This is a genomic window from Pseudomonas sp. MWU12-2029, assembly GCF_023242425.1.
GTDB lineage: Bacteria > Pseudomonadota > Gammaproteobacteria > Pseudomonadales > Pseudomonadaceae > Aquipseudomonas > Aquipseudomonas kribbensis.
Map to the genome: position 1 here is coordinate 479468 of NZ_JALJDY010000003.1, position 17290 is coordinate 496757.

General features: G+C 55.3%; 16 protein-coding genes and 1 pseudogene. 10 read left to right on the forward strand and 7 right to left on the reverse strand.

The window, feature by feature from the left end; genetic code table 11:
• Positions 1-5: 5 nt before the first annotated feature.
• Positions 6-1058 (forward strand): multidrug transporter subunit MdtN, encoded by a 1053-nt coding sequence (gene mdtN, locus M5B44_RS09850; RefSeq protein ID WP_248739016.1) that lies wholly within the window; start codon positions 6-8, stop codon positions 1056-1058.
• Positions 1055-3064, forward strand: a complete 2010-nt coding sequence (locus M5B44_RS09855) for an FUSC family protein (RefSeq protein WP_248739017.1) — start codon at positions 1055-1057, stop codon at positions 3062-3064. Before mdtN ends, M5B44_RS09855 begins: the two co-directional genes overlap by 4 nt.
• On the opposite strand, the gene M5B44_RS09860 is transcribed toward M5B44_RS09855, so the two are convergent.
• Together M5B44_RS09860 and M5B44_RS09865 are read right to left on the reverse strand one after the other, a co-directional pair.
• Positions 3061-3999, reverse strand: a complete 939-nt coding sequence (locus M5B44_RS09860) for an AraC family transcriptional regulator (protein WP_248739018.1) — start codon at positions 3997-3999, stop codon at positions 3061-3063. The two genes, M5B44_RS09855 and M5B44_RS09860, sit on opposite strands and share 4 nt — an antisense overlap.
• Positions 4000-4020: 21 nt before the next feature.
• Positions 4021-4854, reverse strand: coding sequence for an oxidoreductase (locus M5B44_RS09865; protein ID WP_248739019.1), 834 nt, complete (start codon positions 4852-4854; stop codon positions 4021-4023).
• 189 nt (positions 4855-5043) lie between these two features.
• On the opposite strand from M5B44_RS09865, the gene tspO reads away from it, so the two are divergent.
• The 4 genes from tspO to M5B44_RS09885 all read left to right on the forward strand — a co-directional run bounded on the left by tspO (position 5044) and on the right by M5B44_RS09885 (position 7424).
• Positions 5044-5487, forward strand: a complete 444-nt coding sequence (gene tspO / locus M5B44_RS09870) for a tryptophan-rich sensory protein TspO (protein WP_119426627.1) — start codon at positions 5044-5046, stop codon at positions 5485-5487.
• Positions 5488-5497: 10 nt separating this feature from the next.
• Positions 5498-6460, forward strand: coding sequence for an alpha/beta hydrolase (locus M5B44_RS09875; RefSeq protein WP_248739020.1), 963 nt, complete (start codon positions 5498-5500; stop codon positions 6458-6460).
• A 171-nt stretch (positions 6461-6631) separates the two neighbouring features.
• Positions 6632-6964 carry a hypothetical protein gene (locus M5B44_RS09880; RefSeq protein WP_248739021.1) on the forward strand — a complete coding sequence of 111 codons (333 nt, stop codon included), beginning with the start codon at positions 6632-6634 and terminating at the stop codon, positions 6962-6964.
• A gap of 43 nt (positions 6965-7007) precedes the next feature.
• Entirely contained in the window at positions 7008-7424 is a 417-nt protein-coding gene (locus M5B44_RS09885; RefSeq protein ID WP_248739022.1) for a hypothetical protein, read from the forward strand.
• 52 nt (positions 7425-7476) lie between these two features.
• On the opposite strand, the gene M5B44_RS09890 is transcribed toward M5B44_RS09885, so the two are convergent.
• Positions 7477-7956, reverse strand: coding sequence for a hypothetical protein (locus M5B44_RS09890; protein ID WP_248739023.1), 480 nt, complete (start codon positions 7954-7956; stop codon positions 7477-7479).
• Positions 7957-8201: 245 nt separating this feature from the next.
• On the opposite strand from M5B44_RS09890, the gene M5B44_RS09895 reads away from it, so the two are divergent.
• On the forward strand, positions 8202-8645 hold the full coding sequence (locus tag M5B44_RS09895) for a hypothetical protein (RefSeq protein WP_248739024.1): 444 nt from the start codon (positions 8202-8204) through the stop codon (positions 8643-8645).
• 105 nt (positions 8646-8750) lie between these two features.
• Entirely contained in the window at positions 8751-9161 is a 411-nt protein-coding gene (locus M5B44_RS09900; RefSeq protein WP_248739025.1) for a hypothetical protein, read from the forward strand.
• A 239-nt stretch (positions 9162-9400) separates the two neighbouring features.
• Here the strand turns inward: M5B44_RS09900 and M5B44_RS09905 are convergent, their stop codons facing one another.
• The 4 genes and pseudogenes from M5B44_RS09905 to M5B44_RS09920 all read right to left on the reverse strand — a co-directional run bounded on the left by M5B44_RS09905 (position 9401) and on the right by M5B44_RS09920 (position 15355).
• Entirely contained in the window at positions 9401-10390 is a 990-nt protein-coding gene (locus M5B44_RS09905; protein WP_248739026.1) for a hypothetical protein, read from the reverse strand.
• Between the two features lie 214 nt (positions 10391-10604).
• A complete protein-coding gene (locus M5B44_RS09910) occupies positions 10605-12401 on the reverse strand; it encodes a UvrD-helicase domain-containing protein (RefSeq protein WP_248739027.1) in 1797 nt (598 codons plus the stop codon).
• Positions 12402-14537, reverse strand: a complete 2136-nt coding sequence (locus tag M5B44_RS09915; protein WP_248739028.1) for an ATP-dependent nuclease — start codon at positions 14535-14537, stop codon at positions 12402-12404.
• A 198-nt stretch (positions 14538-14735) separates the two neighbouring features.
• Positions 14736-15355, reverse strand: a pseudogene (locus tag M5B44_RS09920) (tyrosine-type recombinase/integrase).
• Between M5B44_RS09920 and M5B44_RS09925 the strand changes: the two are divergent.
• Both M5B44_RS09925 and M5B44_RS09930 read left to right on the forward strand, forming a co-directional pair.
• Entirely contained in the window at positions 15348-16007 is a 660-nt protein-coding gene (locus M5B44_RS09925) for a hypothetical protein (RefSeq protein WP_248739029.1), read from the forward strand. The pseudogene M5B44_RS09920 and the gene M5B44_RS09925 sit on opposite strands and share 8 nt — an antisense overlap.
• A gap of 283 nt (positions 16008-16290) precedes the next feature.
• Positions 16291-16869 carry a hypothetical protein gene (locus M5B44_RS09930; protein WP_248739030.1) on the forward strand — a complete coding sequence of 193 codons (579 nt, stop codon included), beginning with the start codon at positions 16291-16293 and terminating at the stop codon, positions 16867-16869.
• Positions 16870-17290: the final 421 nt, after the last annotated feature.

Genomic DNA, 17290 nt, shown 5'->3' on the forward strand with positions numbered 1-17290 from the left:
CCGCCATGAATAATCCCACCGCAAAACCGCATTCAAGCCGTGTGCCGGCGTTGTTGATTGTGCTGGCGGCGTTCCTGCTGCTGGGTTACGTGCTCTGGCAAACCGAAACCCGGCCCAGTACCGATGATGCCTACGTGTACGCCGACACCATCGATGTCGTTCCGGAAGTGAACGGCCGAATCGTCGAGATGCCGGTGCGCGACAACCAGTTGGTCAAGCAGGGCGACCTGTTGATCCGCATCGACGCACGCCCGTATCAGGACGCACTGGATCAGGCCAAGGCGAGGCTGGTGACCCTCAATCATCAAATCGGTTTGACCCAGCGCAGCGTGAACGCCCAGCAATACGAGGCCGCATCGGCGGTGGCATCGGTCGAGCGGGCGAGGGCGCAGGCCACGCAGTCCAATGACACCCTTCAACGGCTGGAGAAGCTGCTCGCCAAGGGCTACGTGTCCGTGGAGGCCGTGGACCAGGCGCGGACGGCCCAGCGTTCTACGGCTGCCGAACTCAACGCCTCCCGATTGCAGGCGCAGCGTGCGGGAGCTGCCGTCAGTGGTGTGGACGCGCTGGTAGCGCAGCGGGCCGAGGTCGAAGCGCAGATTTCTCTGGCCGAACTGAGCCTGGAGTTCACCGAAGTACGCGCACCTTTCGACGGACGAATCGCGTCCCTGCGCACCACCGTCGGCCAGTTCGCCTCGGCCTACAAACCGATCTTCACACTGATCGATACGCGCCACTGGTACGTGGTGGCGAACTTTCGCGAGACCGATCTGAAAGGCATCAAGGCTGGCACGTCCGCCACGCTTTATCTGTTGGGCGACACCGGCAAGCGCTTTCAGGGGCGGGTCGACTCGCTCAGTTTCGGTGTGTTGCCGGATGACGGCGGGACCGTCATCGAAGGCCTGCCGCGCGTCCAGCGCACCATCAATTGGGTCCGGGTGTCGCAACGTTTTCCGGTGAAGATTTCTGTGCAGGATCCCGACCCGGAGCTGTTCCGCATCGGCGCCTCGGCCGTCGCGGTGTTGCGCCCTGACGAACCGGCCAAGACTGGTCAATGAAACACTCGGCGGAAGACTGGACCCGGGGCGGCCTGGAGCGCCTGTACCGGTTTCTGGTCGATGAACTTCAACCCTATCCCGGTCGTATGAACCTGTTGTTGCGCACGCTGCTGGGCAGTGCGCTGGTGATCATCATCTCGATGACTCTGCAGGTGCCGTTGCTGGCGCTTTCGCTAATCGTGGTTTTCTACGTGACGCAGACCAACGTGGTGCTGACCCGCATGGTCGGGATGCTGTTTCTGGTCGGCGCGACACTGGCGATCGGCTTGACCATCCTGCTTCTGAAATTCACTTACGGATACCCGCTGCTGAGAGTTCTCGGGGCCAGCGTGCTGTTTTTCTGCAGTGCGTATCTGATCCGGGTGACCCGGATCGGCGTGGTGTTTTTCGTGGTCGGCATTGTGGTGATCTATGCCCAGACCTTCGTCGACCTGACCGATCAGGCCGAGGCGGTTTTGCGTCTGGTGCTCTGGGTGTGGGTGGCGGTCAGTTACGCCATCGGCCTGACGCTGTTGGTGAATACGCTGCTGTTGCCGGCGGAGCCTGTCCGGCAACTGCAGAATCATCTGCGCTCCCAATTGCTCACGGTTGCCCGGTGTCTGAGTGGCGAGCAGAGCGGGGCGCAGTTGGGTGCCGCCGCGATTCAGCGCAGCGTATTGGCGTCGCAACAACTGTTGCGGTTCGCCTGCATGCGCGACGCCGATTATCGCAGTCAACAGGCCGCGCATCTGGCACGCATCAGCAGTATTTCCCGGCTGTTGACGCTGGCCGCTCAACTGCCACCGCCCACAGCCAATGCCCGGGCGACCGAGTTATTGCGTCAGGCCGTGCTTGATCTGGAGGCCTCTCTGGAGACGGGCCAGGTGCCTGAGGGATTGTCTGCACTTGATCAGATCGATACGACCGGTCTGCCCGGCGTGTACGAGGAAATGCGTCTGGAGTTGCTGTCTTTTCTCAATGTGCAGGGGCCTGACAGCGCCCCGGAAACCAAGGCGAAGGGACCGCCGATGTGGGTGCCGGATGCCTTTGAAAACCCGGTGTACACGCAGTTTGCCGTCAAGACGCTGCTGGCCGCATCGCTTTGCTATCTGTTCTATATGGGCACGGACTGGCAAGGCATTCACACCATCATGCTGACTTGCCTGATCGTCGCTCAGCCCAGCCTTGGCGCCACCGGAATGCGCGCAACGTTACGTGTCGGTGGCGCACTGGTGGGCAGCGCGTTGGCATTGGCGATGGTGATTCTGGTGGTTCCGCACATCGACGGGATCGTCGGCCTGTTGTTCATGTCATTGCCGGTGATTGCACTGGGCTCCTGGATCGCCGCCGGCTCCGAGCGAATCAGCTACGCCGGTGTGCAGATCGTGTTCACCTTTGCGTTGGCGTTACTCGAGCAGTTCGAGCCCAGCACCAACCTGACGGAGATTCGTGATCGCATCATCGGTGTGCTGTTGGGTGTCGGGATTTCCCTGTTGATTCACGCTTTTTTGTGGCCCGAGGCAGAAGGTGAAACGCTGCGTCAGCGATTGGCGACGCTGGTGGGCCGGCTCGCGGATTCGCTGAAAACCAGACGAGCAGCCGACGACGCGCCCCGTGATTTGCGGGTGTGGAGTGAGTTGGCCGATTGCCAGGCGATGGTGGCCCGCGTGGCGCTGGAGCCCGGTTGGCAGGTCGCCGAGAGTCATCAGGAAGTGTTGGTCTTGCGCATGCAGGAATTGCTGGTTCGGCTTCGCACCATCGCCATGGCAATCGATGCGTTACAAGTGGAGTTGGCTCACGGTCAGTCCCAAGGCGAGGCCTGGCTGGCATCCCTTGAACTGTGCAACGCAACGTCCGCCGTGCTGGTTGACTACGCGCAACAACTGAAAGGTCAGCAGGGCTTTGCGGTCGCGAGCGGGGAGCTGGAACGCTTGCGGGAATACGCCACCGCAAGGCTGGCAGACGATGTACTGAAAGCGCGTTTTCTTCAGTTGTTGGCGAGCGTGGAAAACCTGCCTGCCAGTTAATGCGACGACACATACTCCGAGGGCGTAGTCGGCGCAGGCAAGGCGTACGTCGCCTTCATCCACTCGATCTCCGCCTGCGGTGTTCTGCCAAAGAAGCGTTTGAACTCGCGACTGAATTGCGAGGCGCTTTCATAACCCACGTTGAACGCCGCTGCCGAAGCGGTCATGGCGTTGCGCAGCATCAACAGCCGCGCCTGATGCAGACGTGTCGACTTCAGATATTGCATGGGTGAGGTGTCCGTCACACCGCGAAAGTGCAGGTGAAAATTCGGCACGCTCATACTGGCTTCGTGGGCGAGTTGCTCGACGTCGAGGCGCTCCTGATAGCAGCTGTGGATCTTGCGGATTGCCCGGGTCACCTTGCCGAAATGCCCCTGTCGATTGAGCGCGGCGCGCATCGATCCGCCTTGTTCGCCCGTCAGGATGCGGTAGTAGATTTCCCGCAGCAGCGATGGCCCCAGAATCTGCGCGTCCCCCGGAATGCTCATCGCTTCGAGAAAACGCAATGTCGAAGCGCGGAGCTTGTCGTCCATCGGTGAGGCGTACATGCCCTTGGGTTGCGCGTCGCTCGGGCCGTGCAGGTCATCCACTTGCTGCATCAACTCGCTGGCCAACTGGAAGTCGAGGTGCATGTAGATCGCGAGCATCGGTTCGGCCTCGGTGGCATCGGTTTCCATGGTGAAGGGGATCGGCACGGATACCACCAGATAATGCTGGGCGTCGTAGACGTAGATGTCATCGCCCAGATAACCGCGCTTCTGGCCCTGACAGAGAATCACGATGCCCGGGTCGTACAGCACCGGCGTGCGGGTCAGCGGCCGGTTCGAGCGCAGGAAACGCACGCCTTCAAGTGCACTGAGGTTATAACCCTCGACCGGTGCGAGGGTTTCCATGAGCTGCACCATGCGCGAGGTGCCTGCGTCGACCTGCTTCATTGCGCTCTCTCTATTGGCCACTCAATGGTCGGTGGAGCGAGTCAGCGCTTCCCACTGATCGATCTCGTTGGCGGCGTGTTCGAGCTTTTCACGCACCAGGCGCAACGCGTCACTGCCCAGGAGCAGGTGCGCCGGTGGTGTCGGGCTGGCGATGATCTGCAACATCGCTTGAGCCGCTTTTTGCGGATCGCCGAGCTGCTTGCCACTCTTTTCTTCGCGGGCCTTGCGCACCGGATCGAAACTGGCATCGTAGTCGGCAATGCTGCGCGGCGTGCGCTGCATCGAGCGACCGGCCCAGTCAGTTCGAAATGAACCCGGCGCCACGGCAGTCACGAAGATATTGAAGGGCGCCAGCTCTTTGCTCAGCGTATCGGAGATGCCTTCGAGCGCAAACTTGCTGCCGCAGTAGTAGGCAATGCCCGGCATCGTGATCGTGCCGCCCATCGAAGTGATATTGATGATGTGGCCCGCACGCCGCTGGCGAAAGAACGGCAGAAACGCCTTGATCACGGCGACCGCGCCGAACACGTTCACGTCGAATTGGCGACGCATCTCTTCCAGCGGCGACTCTTCGAAGATGCCTTCGTGACCGTAACCGGCGTTGTTGATCAACACATCGACCGGGCCATGAGTCGCCTCAACTTCGGCAATGATGCCGTCGATCCGATCGAAGTCCGTGACATCCAGCATCACCCCGTAAGCGTTATCCACGGAGAGTGATTGAAAGGCGTGCAAGTCGGCTTCCTTGCGCACGGTGCCAATAACGCGGTGGCCGGCCGCGAGCGCTTCCTTGGCCAGCGCATGGCCGAAGCCGCTGCTGACGCCGGTAATGAAAAGGGTCTTGGTGGTGGTCATGACGGGCTCCGGTGATTGGGGTTTCAGCTCATGGTATCCATCGTAGAAACGCCCACCTATGTCGGTTTGTCTTTGAGCATTGCCTATTCCTATCAGCGATGCGAGATAACGCCCGATGAACTTTTTGCATGGCTCCGGGCATCCAAGCAGGAACAGACCCAACGCGCTGATATCAGCCAAGGACAGACGATGACCTTTCTAATTTTCCTGTTGGCCTGCGGTGCGGCAGCGAGCACCGGGATGATTTTCCAACCGGGCCCATGGTACCAATCGCTGGTCAAACCACGCTTCACACCGCCCAACTGGGTGTTTCCCGTTGCCTGGACAACGATCTACCTGTTGCTCGCGTGGGTCGGCTATCGCCTGACCCTGACACCCGGCAGCGAAACCGTACTCGCCTTGTGGGCGGCGCAAATTGCATTGAATACCTTGTGGACACCGGTATTCTTCGGCGCCCATCGACTCTTCGCCGGCATGCTGATCATCACGCTGCTGTGGCTGGTGGTCGCCGCGATGGTGGTGTTGGCCTTGCGCCTGGATGTGATCACCGGATTGATCCTGTTCCCTTACCTGGCATGGCTGTGTGTCGCGGCGGCGTTGAATTTTTCCATCCTGCGCAACAACCGCGAATAAAAAGGACGCAATGAAGACATCAATGGACTGGCCCGCAGACGAAAACGAGTTGGCGCAATTGCGCGCGTTCAACAAGAAACTCGCCCGGCTGCCGCGCTTTCGCATCCGCAATCGCATCACGCCGCGAGTGATTCAGATGCTGCTACGCCTCAGCCAACTGGGCGGCGCGAGAAAGTTGCTCAAGCACGGGCTCGAGGCCGAACGCAAAATCGTTGGCGTCGACGGCGCATCGGTGCCGGTGCGGATCATCCGACCCAAGACAAAACCCAAAGGCGTGGTGCTGGATTTTCATGGCGGCGGCTGGGTCATCGGCAACGCACAGATGAACGACCACCTCAACATCGGCATGGTGAACGCCTGCGACGTAGCAGTGGTCTCGGTCGATTATCGGCTAGTGGTCTCGACCCCGATTGAAGGCGTCATGCAGGACTGCCTCACGGCGGCTCGCTGGCTGCTGAGCGATGACTGCCACGAGTTTGCGAACCTGCCCGTCATCGTCGTGGGCGAATCCGCCGGCGGCCACCTCGCCGCCGCAACCCTGCTGCAACTCAAACAGTGGCCGGACTTGCTCGAGCGGGTGAGCGGAGCGCTGCTGTACTACGGCGTCTACGACCTGACCGGAACCCCCAGCGTACGCAACGCCGGGCCCGAGACCTTGCTGCTGGATGGGCCGGGGATGGTCGAGGCGCTGCAAATGCTTACCCCGGGATTGAGCGATGAAGAGCGCCGACGGCCGCCGTTGTCTCCGTTGTATGGTGATTTCACCGGATTTCCGTCGGCGTTGATGTTTGCGGCGGAGCTGGATCCGCTCAGGGATGACACGCTTGAACTGGCTGAGCGTTGGGGTAGGGCGGCGGAGGTTGAAGTGCATTTGCTGCCGGAGACGGCGCATGGGGTGATTCATTTTCCGTTGGGGTTGGCGGGGAGGGTGGTTGGGTATGGTCGGGCTTGGGTTGTGGGGCGGATTGCTTAGGGGGGAATGTTGGAGGGCCGTTTTCGGCCATCTGCCCGTCACGAGACGGAAGAAAGCGACCCAATACAGCCGCTCGGCACTGCCAGAAGTGGGCCAAAAGCGGGGTTTATCTGCTATGACATCAATGACGAGTTGCTCTGTGAGAGAGACTGTAAAAATATGATTACTACAGTGAGCCAAGACGATTACTTAAGCTATTTCGTCGTCGTGCATGGGGTTGACATTGAGACCTACGAACGGCTGGCCATTCACTTCGAATGTCGTCGTGGCGGCATACGAGTGACGGACGAAAGTCGATATATCTCTATTCCCGTCACGATGGCCACCTTAGGGGACGCCCTTGCTTGGATCACAACCGAACTGGGCGGGCGTTATCATGAGCTGTATTTAATAGTGTGCGTCGCAACCAAATTGTCTTGGAACGAAGTTGTCATTGACCCTGAGATAGCTTTGCTCGCTGGTAAAGCTGGTGCGGCGATTAAGGTTGCTTTTAAGCGAGCGTGATTTTATCTCTGCAATATTCGCAATGGGTCGATTGCGGCCCATCGTGACACGCGACAACCGGCCAGAACAGGTCATCTTAGGTCGAGTGGCTGCTCCAGATCCCAAGAGCAACTCCATCGCCATTAACAGTCGAAGGGAAATGATGAGCGACGAATTCAGCTATGTTTGGTTATTGCCACTGCTTGAAAAGCCTTTCGAAGCCGCGGCAATCGAATTGTCTGACGCGGTGAGAATCTTGCAGAAAAAGTACACGCTGCCTGCCGAGATTTCCCTGCAACCATTAGTGCTCACGGCATTGGTTTCACATTCCGAATACTGGGCAGGACTAGCGCTTCAATGGCTAGAAGATGGCTTTCCTTTGGATTTCGAACTTACTGAAACATTGGCTTTTTGCGCCGAAAATAAAGCCATCCCTCAATCTCTTCGCCACAAAGCACGCAGACTTGCCCACCGAAAGTGAATGACAGCTATAAAAATGGGGACGGATTTATTTTTTATCGCCCACCCTTGGGTCACGCTCTACCCATTTCCTCATACGAAGCATCGACGAACATGATGTGCTCATCCCAAGCCGCTTCAGTTACATCCCGGATTATTTCAGCAAGAGTATCAACATCCACCCCTTGAGCTTCGATGCAGGCCAGACGTCCGGGGGACCAGTCGATGACAGAGCACTGTGGATACTTCCCTAGCAGTGCGGACAGGGCCTTCTGAGGCGGCTCTTTGCAGGTGTACATGAAATCAAAGTACGGGGCGCTGGTGTCCTGAAGCGAGTACACCAGAGCCCAAGCATTCGATGGACCGGAAAAGTACATCGTGACGTAACGATGTGCCCATTCTGGCCCGCCATGTTTGATGAGGCGAAGTACTTCGACGATTGAATGACAATCGGGGATTCGGATCATGCGATCAGGGTCAAACGTTCGGCCAGGCACAGGTTGGGCTGCTACTTTACTGAGCAGAAATGCAGTCATTCTTGCTTTCTTATTCATCGTATTGTCTCGAGTTCGAATGTCCGCTTCTGGCCGTTAGTCGTCACTTGCGAACGTCCGCTTCTGGCCGATCTGTGCCGTTCGTGGAGGGTAGAAAACGGCCAGAAGCGGACGTAACGGCGCTTGTGTAGTATCTGCTTCTCTTTCGACCTGTATAGAGCTGCCCGATGTCTAGCCGATACTCCCCATCCCCTACAAGAGCTGTCCTGGACCTGCAAAACGCACGTTCGCTTTTGGGAAAGCGGTTGGGTGCGCTGCTGCACGACCAGTACTATTTCAACGACGAGAAGGATCTGGGAGACATAGGTTCTCTAGAGTGGCATTTTGGCGAGCGAGAACTTCTATCCATGTATCTCTTGAGTGATGGCGCAAGAGTAGGCGCGGACTTGTTGCCTTCTGATACGCCGATTTCCTTCGAGATAGAGCCGAACGTGACATGCTCCTGGAAAAGGGAAAACCTGCTTACAGCTCTATCAGCAACCCACCTCGAGAACACAAAAATTTGCGCAGTTGAGGGAATTCTTGACTCTTTCAATGGGCAAGAGCCTTGGCTCGCAGGATTCAGAGTTACGTTCGAGACCGGTGACTCATTGATCTATCTTAACCAGGGCGACGATGCCGTAGTTTTGATTAATGCGCTACCGCCAGTAAGTGTAGGCCTCGAAACCCGCTTCGTTACCTCAGTTTAATCACAGCCATGAGTCGGATGCAGCCCTTCACGACAGCCAGAAATCGGCCAAAAGCGGCTGCTTTCGACCCAAAGCGGACAATACGCACGAGACTGAGGAGAACAAATGTACACAGTGACCGTCGTTAGCGAGCGGCCCGACTTCAGGTGCTTCCTGGATTTGCTCTATGGCCCTGGGCGAAACGTAGACACGGATGGTAATTCATACCCAGTGAACAGCCGCTCTTGGACATACCTGTATGTGAAAGACAGAGAGAGCGATGACCCTTACATCGAAATCGAGGCGAGCGAGGTAGATGTCTCAAGGTTTACCGTGCAGTCAGACTCGCCGAGGCTGGAGGTGCTGTGTGCGTTGTACCTGTACCTGACCTGTGGTGGGGCGATTTCCTCTTCAGATCAGGCGCTTGATACAGCAGCCATCGAAATCTTGAGCGACAGATATTCCGCCGAGCTCAGCCGAGCCCATGGTTCTATTTGGCATCAGTCGACAGATGCAGCGCCTTATCCACAGGAGTGAACGACGGCTTGTTTCGGTGCGCGGCAAACGTCAGCAGAAAAGGGGACCAGAAATGGGGCAAACCATATGCCATTCCATGCCCGTCTATGACAATGCACGCACTAATGCCGAATGCAAAAAAGGCGCTTAAGTCCTGAAAATTCGGGGCTTGGGCGCCTTTATCTGTTCCTACTACAGCACAATTAGCATGTACTAGCGATTGTGCTAAGTCCTGCTGGCTTGATGTGTCATTAGTTATACTACATGGCACTATGGGCTGGCTGTTGCGGTGGGTAGTATAGCTTTCTGATTTTAAATGCAATGACTGCGCATATTGCGAATAGTGAATATTTAATGAGCATAACAGCCATTGGTGTCAGTCCGACACTTTGGTTTAGATAGGTTGTGGGAACTGTGAAAATTGATAGCGCTGATAACTCAAGTGTTACTGCCAGAATAAGGCGAAGAACTACCTTTGTTATTGAGTTTTCTCTGAGAATTGTTAGGAAGAAATAGAGTGCCGAAGTTAGAAATACAAGCCCAGTTGCTCCCGCTATAGATACGGAAATTGAAATTACATTGCGCTCAAGTGTGCTTCCTTCTCGATCGCCTGGCTCGATGTATTTAATGGCAAATCCTTCTTTGGCTCGGTCTTGCATTTTGACAATAGAATCAATTCCAGCTATGCGCGCACTTATACGATCTACTTGAGTTTTTCCGTCGGTCAAAAAGCTGATGGCTATGAAATCATTTGGGTTGAGAAGCAAGGGTTGGATAATTATTTTATTTTCGTTGTGGCTAACTTCAGGTGCAAGATCATCAGGGTACGAATTTATTACTTGGCTGGCAAGAATGGGGCTGCCGGAAGTGATGATATTTATTGTGGTGTCGATGTCTTCTCTTTTTATTGGTGTTTGTCCGGTGTTGACTATGATTACGGTTGTGGACATTCCGTTAGGTATTTCTTTACCTTTGTACTCGACTTTTAGCTCGCTTGTTAAGGGGTCTTCTTTGTCGATTTGTGATATGTTGATACTTCTGACTATCCTGTATTCAAGCTTTTTGCTATCTGTAAACAAGCTGCTCCAATAAGGAGAGGCTAAGAAAAGTATAGTGGGAAAGATGATGCCGAGGCTTAGTGTTGAAATTAAGTTTTTCATTTTTCTAATGGACGTGTTTGCTGATGGTTTGCCCGCATCATAGCGATTAGCCGTTTGAAACAAGCAGGTATAGAGGCAGAATGCCTTCATGGGCTCTGAAAGAAAAGCTTTTTATTACTCGATGGTACAAAGTTGGTACATGTCGAGCATTGGAATGCGTAAATGTCAATAAACACGGTTTTTTTTTGAAGAACCGTCCCAATCCATCATCAGAGCCAGGCAGCGGCCGCTTTCGGCCAGAAGCTGCCTGTTGTAAACCGTTGATAGCGACCCATGCGGTCATTCGCGACTAGATTCTTACGCGTCAAGAAAGCTGGTCGTATCGGAATGCACATCCAGCAAGTACGTCGGTTGGTTGATAATCTCCGCTCCAGCCTCGACTGCGACCGCGCTCAGAGATCAGATGTAGGTTCTTTCTGGCCCGCGACGACACCACATATATCAGCTTCTTAGCTGTCTCGGCCTGGTTCGGATCGCTGAAATGGGGAACCATCCCTTCTAGCAGGCCATAGGCGATCACTGCGTCATATTCAGCGCCCTTGACCCCATGGATCGTCGATACGGTAATTCCAGTCCGCTCCGCAAAGACCTTCCTGAACATTGCCAATTCAGTGATTGCCTCAGCGCCTTCCTTGATTAGCTTGTCAATGCGCTTCTGCGAGCATTCAAAGAAAGCGTCATGATGCTCCTGGAGTGCCGCGCAGGTGTGGCGATCGATTCCTAAAGTGGAACATAGCTGGTCGAAGAACACCCGGAGGAAGACAAGGCCATCGGTTTCGGTGATGGTAATGGTGTTGCAGGCGCGCAGCAGTGTCTTGCGGTCCAAACCTAGAACCTCGACGCCGGCCTCGCTGAGGTCAGCGATTATCTCTCCCGCCCATCGCATCCGGCGTACATAGAGCTGAGGGGACGCCTCCGTCAGAATGATCCGAGCTAGCTTGTACCAGAAATTGTCGACGTCGCGCGCAAAGGGCACCATGCCCGGGCCGTCGAAAGAATAAGCCGGAAGCGCCGCGACCAGCCTGCGTGTCATGCTTGCGAGATGGACCCACCAAGGCGCAACGATACAGACCTCATGCTGAGCGATCCCGAGCGTTTCGACGTTGAATTTGATGAGCCTTACAAGCTCTTCCTCCAGCGCGTCGCGGTGCGTCTGGTGATCGAAGGACACCACGCTCGCGTAGTCTTTGTCCCTCCCCACAGCCTCGATCTTCGAAGGCCAGATGTTGTAATTGCCGAAATAACTCACAATGCGCGATGACGACCGGTAATTGTCTGACAGCTCCATTTCATTGAAGGCGATGCCGCACTGCGCTCCAAAGTCCGCCGCCGTAATCGCATAGCCGCCAAGCGAGCCATAGATTGCCTGATTAGGATCGCCTACCACGAAGGCGGATGCACCGCGTTTCGACGCTTTCAGGATCGACGCGAGGATCGCATATTGGATTTCCCGCGTATCCTGAAATTCATCGAGGAGTACGCATTCGAAGATCGAACCCAGCAGCACGCTGATCGACGGATTATTCTTGATGAGTTGATAGGCGTAGAAGAGGATCAGTTCAAAATCGACCTGGCGCTCGGTACGAAGCGCCTTCCAATATGCCTGCAAAACTCCTCTAATTGCTTCATGCTTGTCGGTCTTGTTGCATGTCAGAACATAGCCGTTCGGCTTGAAATAATATGCGCAGTCGAAGCTGCTGAGCTTAGTGCCCTGAACCACGCTGCAGAGTTCCTCGTGCATTCGTTCGGTGTCATGAGCATTGATCACCCGGAAACCGTGCTTTAGCGCCGAGTGATAGATTCCGTAGGGCTTTAAAATCCATTCGAGACAGAAGGAGTGGATCGTGCCAATCCAAAGTTGGCTCGTATCGACGCCAAGCTGCTCGATCCGTTCGTGAATCTCATCCGCAGCCCGGTGCGTGTAGGTAATGGCGATGACGCGTTTTTTTTCCGACTTAAGCTCCGACAACAGGCGGGCGATCTTGTAGGTGAGGGTTCTCGTTTTACCGCTGCCCGGGCAGGCAACGAGGAATACGCTGCCTGGATGCTCGATGGCTGCGACTTGGGCATCGTTCAGATCTTTCCTGTCCCAGACAAACATCTAGAAGCTCGCCAGGATCGTATTGATGCCGTCGCCCGGAAAAGTCTGTAGCATTTCGGCGCGGACCCCTGCAAAGTCAATCTCGCCGCTATAGTAGCGTCTGATTTGCGCGCGCATCGCGTCGATGTCCACTGCCGTGTGTAGTTGTGACTCGGCAAGGACCGAGACCCGATAATCCAGCACACGCGCCCATGTCTGGATGGACACCGGGAAATGTGCTTGGAAGATGGCATCAAGGATGTAATCCGGAATGACAGTTTCTGGCGTGATCATTCGCCCCAGTATGATGGCGAACCACCCCTTTCCTGCGTAACGTGCCATCGTCAGCACGCGCGTCCCGAAACGTGCGATGTCGCCCGACTCCAGATCCATTTTAGAGGTCGCGATGGTGCCGCTATCCTTATAGACGTCCCCCAACACCGAAACGACAGTGCCGACATTGCCGGCGGAGACGAAATCGACCTCGAAAGTGTGGTCAGCGAAGTGCGCCGTCAGCCAAGGATTCCCGTCACACAACTCTTTGAGCACTGCCTCGCGCTGGAGTCCAGCGATTTGTGACCCCAGTGCCTTCTTCTTTGCGGCCGCCTTATCGTCACTGTCGAATATGTCCTTGGTCGTATCGATAAACGCACGGTCAAGATCGGTGATAATCGCGCAACGCTTGCGGATGCGCTCGTTATGGAAAAGCACCGCAACATTCTCGAAGCCGGTGCTGCGGATGTTGATCAGGCTGATCCCCAACTCGTCCAGGCTAAGCCCGAAAACTTTTTTAACGAGGATCGGGATGAGGATCTCCTCGGCGTCGCCCTCGACCAGGACCACGCTCTTCGCGAAGAGCAGATTGCTGCGAACCGCATCGAGGTAGCGCTGGATATTGCCAATTTGGCCGGCGTCAAGTCCCGCAGATGGCTGAAACACCTCGCATCGTCCGTCCTGCCGGCCGAGGATGTTGATGTTCACGACGTTGTTCACTTCGGATATGTGGGTCGAATGGGTCGAATAGATGATCTGGGTGTCATCAAAGTTCAGCCGGTCGAACAGTGTTTTCTGGATATGGGTATGGATGTGCGCCTCCGGCTCCTCGATAACGAGGAAATTGGCGAAGGACTCTTTCTGCTTCTGATATTTGAACTCGAGCAGCTTCAACGTCAGGTAGATGAGGTTTGCACCGCCCAGACTCAGCTCGTGAATCGCGCCCTCATATTCTTCCTCGTTCTCGCCCACAAACAGCTTGAGCGACTGGAACAGGCGGTCGGCCTCGTCGGACAGGTCCGAGCGGATCGAAAGTGATCGCGGGGAGTAGGTCTCACCTGCCGCATCGGTGATGGTATCGCGGATATCGGTGCGGATGGTTCCTACATCTGGTAGACCCTCGATCGCATCGTTCAGCCCTTTAACGAGCGCGGTGATTGGCTCGAAGCTCTGCGGATCGATCTCACCGCTTCGACACTTGAGCAGAGTTAGGAGGGGGTTGGTGCGATTGTTCTGGAAGTCAGAGACCACATCGCGCAGTGCTTGCACGAAGGTGAAGCACACTTCGCGCGAGATCGAGAGCATGCCCGGGATGACGCCCCCGATAGCGGGGTTCGTCAGCTCTTTGGGAAATATTACCGCGTCGAAGTCGCCAGCCAGTTGCCTATATGTTTCGGGATCGAGGAAGTTTGCGGTGCTTTTGCCGGTAAAGATCGTTTCATAATCCGAAATGGTGATCTTCGAACGTGCCTCAGCGAGTCTTGCTGTATCGCCGGCGGCAAGGTCGGCCAGGATCCGCCGGACTGCCGCCTTGGGACGAAAAATAAGGTTGTAGGTTGCTTTGCCGATCGCACCGTCGGCGATGTTACCGGTCCCATGGAGAAAGAGGGACTGAATCGCCTCGTCTTGAGATACCTCATCGAACTCAAGGCTAATGACTATCCAGTGACCGCGCCAGTCACCAAGGCCCCGGTGGAAGTCCTTCTCGTCGAGCCTATATGCCGCGCGCAGCAGTGTGTCGTCTAGCAAAAGACGCAACGCCCGGAACAGGTTTGTCTTGCCTGACCCGTTCTCGCCTATGATCGTGTTAACGCCCTTGTTGAAGACTACATTCGCGCATTCGAAATTCCGGTAGTTGACGAGTTGTAACTTTGAAATATGCACGAATAACGTACCCCGTTTAGCCGTAGCTTGTTATTGATCGGGAGTAATCAGAGTAGACCACGATATTGATGATGACGGGGAAGTCCAAAAATAACTCTATTGCCAGTGAGTGACTGCTCTTTGCCAACAGCCGTCGCTCCAGAATGTCCACTTTTGGCCGGTTAGCAACGGTCAGGGCTCAACCGTCGCTATGCATATTCAAACCTCGGTCTGTTCCGCCATCTTTAGGGCGTCGTCGACTTCAATTCCCAGATATCGAACGGTGTTCTCCAGCTTCGTATGGCCAAGCAGCAGTTGAACCGCTTGCAGGTTCTTCGTCCTGCGATAGATCAGCGATGCCTTCGTACGTCTCTTTGTGTGAGTGCCATACATTGCTGGATCAAGGCCAACTGCTTCCACCCAGCCTTTGACGATACGTGCGTATTGACGTGTTGATAGATGGTCTGAGGTATGCAGCTGGCTCGGAAAAAGGCAGTCCTCGCTCCGGAGTTGGGCCTGGTGTATCCCGGCCGCGATAGCAAACCGTGTTTGTTCGGTGATCTCGAATTGCACTGGCCGCAGCGTTTTCTGCTGCATCACCATGGCGCGTGGTGATACGTGCTCGCCATGGGCGACGTCGCGCACACGAAGCTTGGTTAAGTCGTAGGCCCGAAGCTTGCTGTCGATGGCCAGATCGAAGAGCGCAAGATCACGGGTTCGTTCTGCAATTTGAAGCCTACCCGGATGGCCCAGATATCTTTCAGTCTGAGTGGAGCTTTCTGCCCGACCAGTTTTCCTTTGTTCCAAGGCTGGCGGCTGCAGGTAGCGAAGATGTTCATGACGAGTCCTCCACGTGTCAAAGGACAAGGATGGCTGACCGGGGGAAGGGTCGCTAACCGGCCAAAAGCTGACCATCAGCCCTCGTGGCTTCTGGCAAAAATTGAGTTATGGTTTGCCTACGAAACAATGGACGATTCAAAACCCTGCTTTTTAGGTTTAATTGACTTCAATACACGAACGGCAGGAGCTGGAAGCAGTATGAAGGACTCATATAAACAAATCGCAGCCCTGAGCAAAGGCACTGTACGAACACTTCTCGACGAAAAGAAGGTTCTCATGTCCTACCTGTATAGCCAGGCGCTTACGTACTGTATAGAGCATTCGGAGAAGCATGGTGATTACACCCTTCTTGGTGCATTGGTGAACGTATTCGAAGGTCGTGACTTCAAGCTGTTCGTTTCAGCATGGATCTGTGAACGCCTTGGGCTAACAAGCAAAATGGGGCCGGTGGGAACCGTCTTCGCAAGGAGCGGGAAACCTCCCAATACGCATATGAGCTTTAAGGTAAGTGTGGAAGAGTTTGCAGGAGCGAAATTTAAAGCAAAAGTGCCGGTGAAGCCTGTTGCTACGAAGAAGAAGGCGCCAAAGCGTGTTGATATGCTCGACTCGTGGGCACGCCTGCCGGGTAGCTTCGGACATGGGAAGCGGTGAGCAAGTCGATCATCGGACTACGTTACAAGTGGTTCGAAAAAATGGGAAAAAAATAGTGTTCCGGAGAAAGATTTTGACCGCTACATGGATGCCCACTTGGCATTTAATGATTCATTGGTAAGCGGCGTCGACTAGGTAGAAGCAAGAGCAGCAATCCAAAAATGGGAGCGCTACGCAGGGTAATCCTGGTTACAGGAAATTCTCGCCCAAGTCCCGCATCTGTGGGGCTGAGGCCGTAGACGCTGCCGCTTTGGCTTCCAGCACATCAAGGACTGACTTGATCATGAAAGATGAAGCGCAATCGGGCTATAAGCCTGTGCAGGACGATGTGCTGAAGACATTGGGCCTTGCGGTGATCACGGGGCAGGGTGTTGAGCATCTGTTGAGCAGCTGCCTAACGTTTCCATTGCACGGCGAGCCACTGCAAACTGTGGAACAGCTTCAGATGCTGCTTGAGCGACATTCAAAAGCCACTTTGGGACAACTGCTCAATGCGCTGCGGAAGCGGGTAGACCTTCATCCCACCTTCGACGACAAGTTGGATCGCTTCCTCCTGTATCGCAACGTCATCGCGCATCGGCTACATGATGTGCCCGGAGGTCTTGACCTGCATTCCGATGAAGGACGGGGAAGGCTAAAGGCTTTCCTGCTCCAGTACATGGATGATGGTCAGACCGTCAGCATGGTATTGCTGGGCGTTTTGCGGGAATGGGCGAAGCAAGAGGGCATTAGTATTCCCAGCGAGCACCATCTGAGCCAGCAAATGCAGGATCACCTCGACGCCAATGTCGTGCCAAATTTGGATGCCTTGATCAGGTCTAAAGAACTTGACTCGAAGCCAAAGGGCTCGAACACGGATTAGACCATGAATGCAATCAGGACAGAGCTTGAGAAGGTGGCCCTTGCGTGCAGGGTTGGGCTCATTAGCCTCGTTGATGCAAAGGGCTCAACCTTTAACGGATTTCCCTCAGGCGCGTGCGGGGTCGCTTCCGACATTTTGGGGCGAGTAGTTTGGGAAACGCTTCAGTATGAAGGGGAGTACGTCTGCGGTACACGTCACCCAAAGTTGAAAGACGGAGCGACCCACGCATGGTTTGAGGTCGGTGATTTCATCATCGATATCACATACGACCAGTTTCAAGCTACTGGACTATTCGGCTGGGTTTTCGACCGTAACGATGGCTGGCATGCGCAGTTCCGATCCTAGGAGCGCCGTCAGGGGTTTTGCATGCCCTCCGGGTGGCCGGCGTACTCGTTGGATGGCTATAAGGCTGCCCGCGAAG

What these genes read in the sequence shown, in the direction of transcription:
- mdtN (WP_248739016.1), top strand. Translation starts at nt 6, where the DNA reads ATGAATAATCCCACCGCAAAACCGCATTCAAGCCGTGTGCCGGCGTTG.
- M5B44_RS09855 (WP_248739017.1), top strand. Translation starts at nt 1,055, where the DNA reads ATGAAACACTCGGCGGAAGACTGGACCCGGGGCGGCCTGGAGCGCCTG.
- M5B44_RS09860 (WP_248739018.1), bottom strand. Translation starts at nt 3,999, where the DNA reads ATGAAGCAGGTCGACGCAGGCACCTCGCGCATGGTGCAGCTCATGGAA.
- M5B44_RS09865 (WP_248739019.1), bottom strand. Translation starts at nt 4,854, where the DNA reads ATGACCACCACCAAGACCCTTTTCATTACCGGCGTCAGCAGCGGCTTC.
- tspO (WP_119426627.1), top strand. Translation starts at nt 5,044, where the DNA reads ATGACCTTTCTAATTTTCCTGTTGGCCTGCGGTGCGGCAGCGAGCACC.
- M5B44_RS09875 (WP_248739020.1), top strand. Translation starts at nt 5,498, where the DNA reads ATGAAGACATCAATGGACTGGCCCGCAGACGAAAACGAGTTGGCGCAA.
- M5B44_RS09890 (WP_248739023.1), bottom strand. Translation starts at nt 7,956, where the DNA reads ATGAATAAGAAAGCAAGAATGACTGCATTTCTGCTCAGTAAAGTAGCA.
- M5B44_RS09900 (WP_248739025.1), top strand. Translation starts at nt 8,751, where the DNA reads ATGTACACAGTGACCGTCGTTAGCGAGCGGCCCGACTTCAGGTGCTTC.
- M5B44_RS09905 (WP_248739026.1), bottom strand. Translation starts at nt 10,390, where the DNA reads ATGAAGGCATTCTGCCTCTATACCTGCTTGTTTCAAACGGCTAATCGC.
- M5B44_RS09910 (WP_248739027.1), bottom strand. Translation starts at nt 12,401, where the DNA reads ATGTTTGTCTGGGACAGGAAAGATCTGAACGATGCCCAAGTCGCAGCC.
- M5B44_RS09925 (WP_248739029.1), top strand. Translation starts at nt 15,348, where the DNA reads ATGTTCATGACGAGTCCTCCACGTGTCAAAGGACAAGGATGGCTGACC.
- M5B44_RS09930 (WP_248739030.1), top strand. Translation starts at nt 16,291, where the DNA reads ATGAAAGATGAAGCGCAATCGGGCTATAAGCCTGTGCAGGACGATGTG.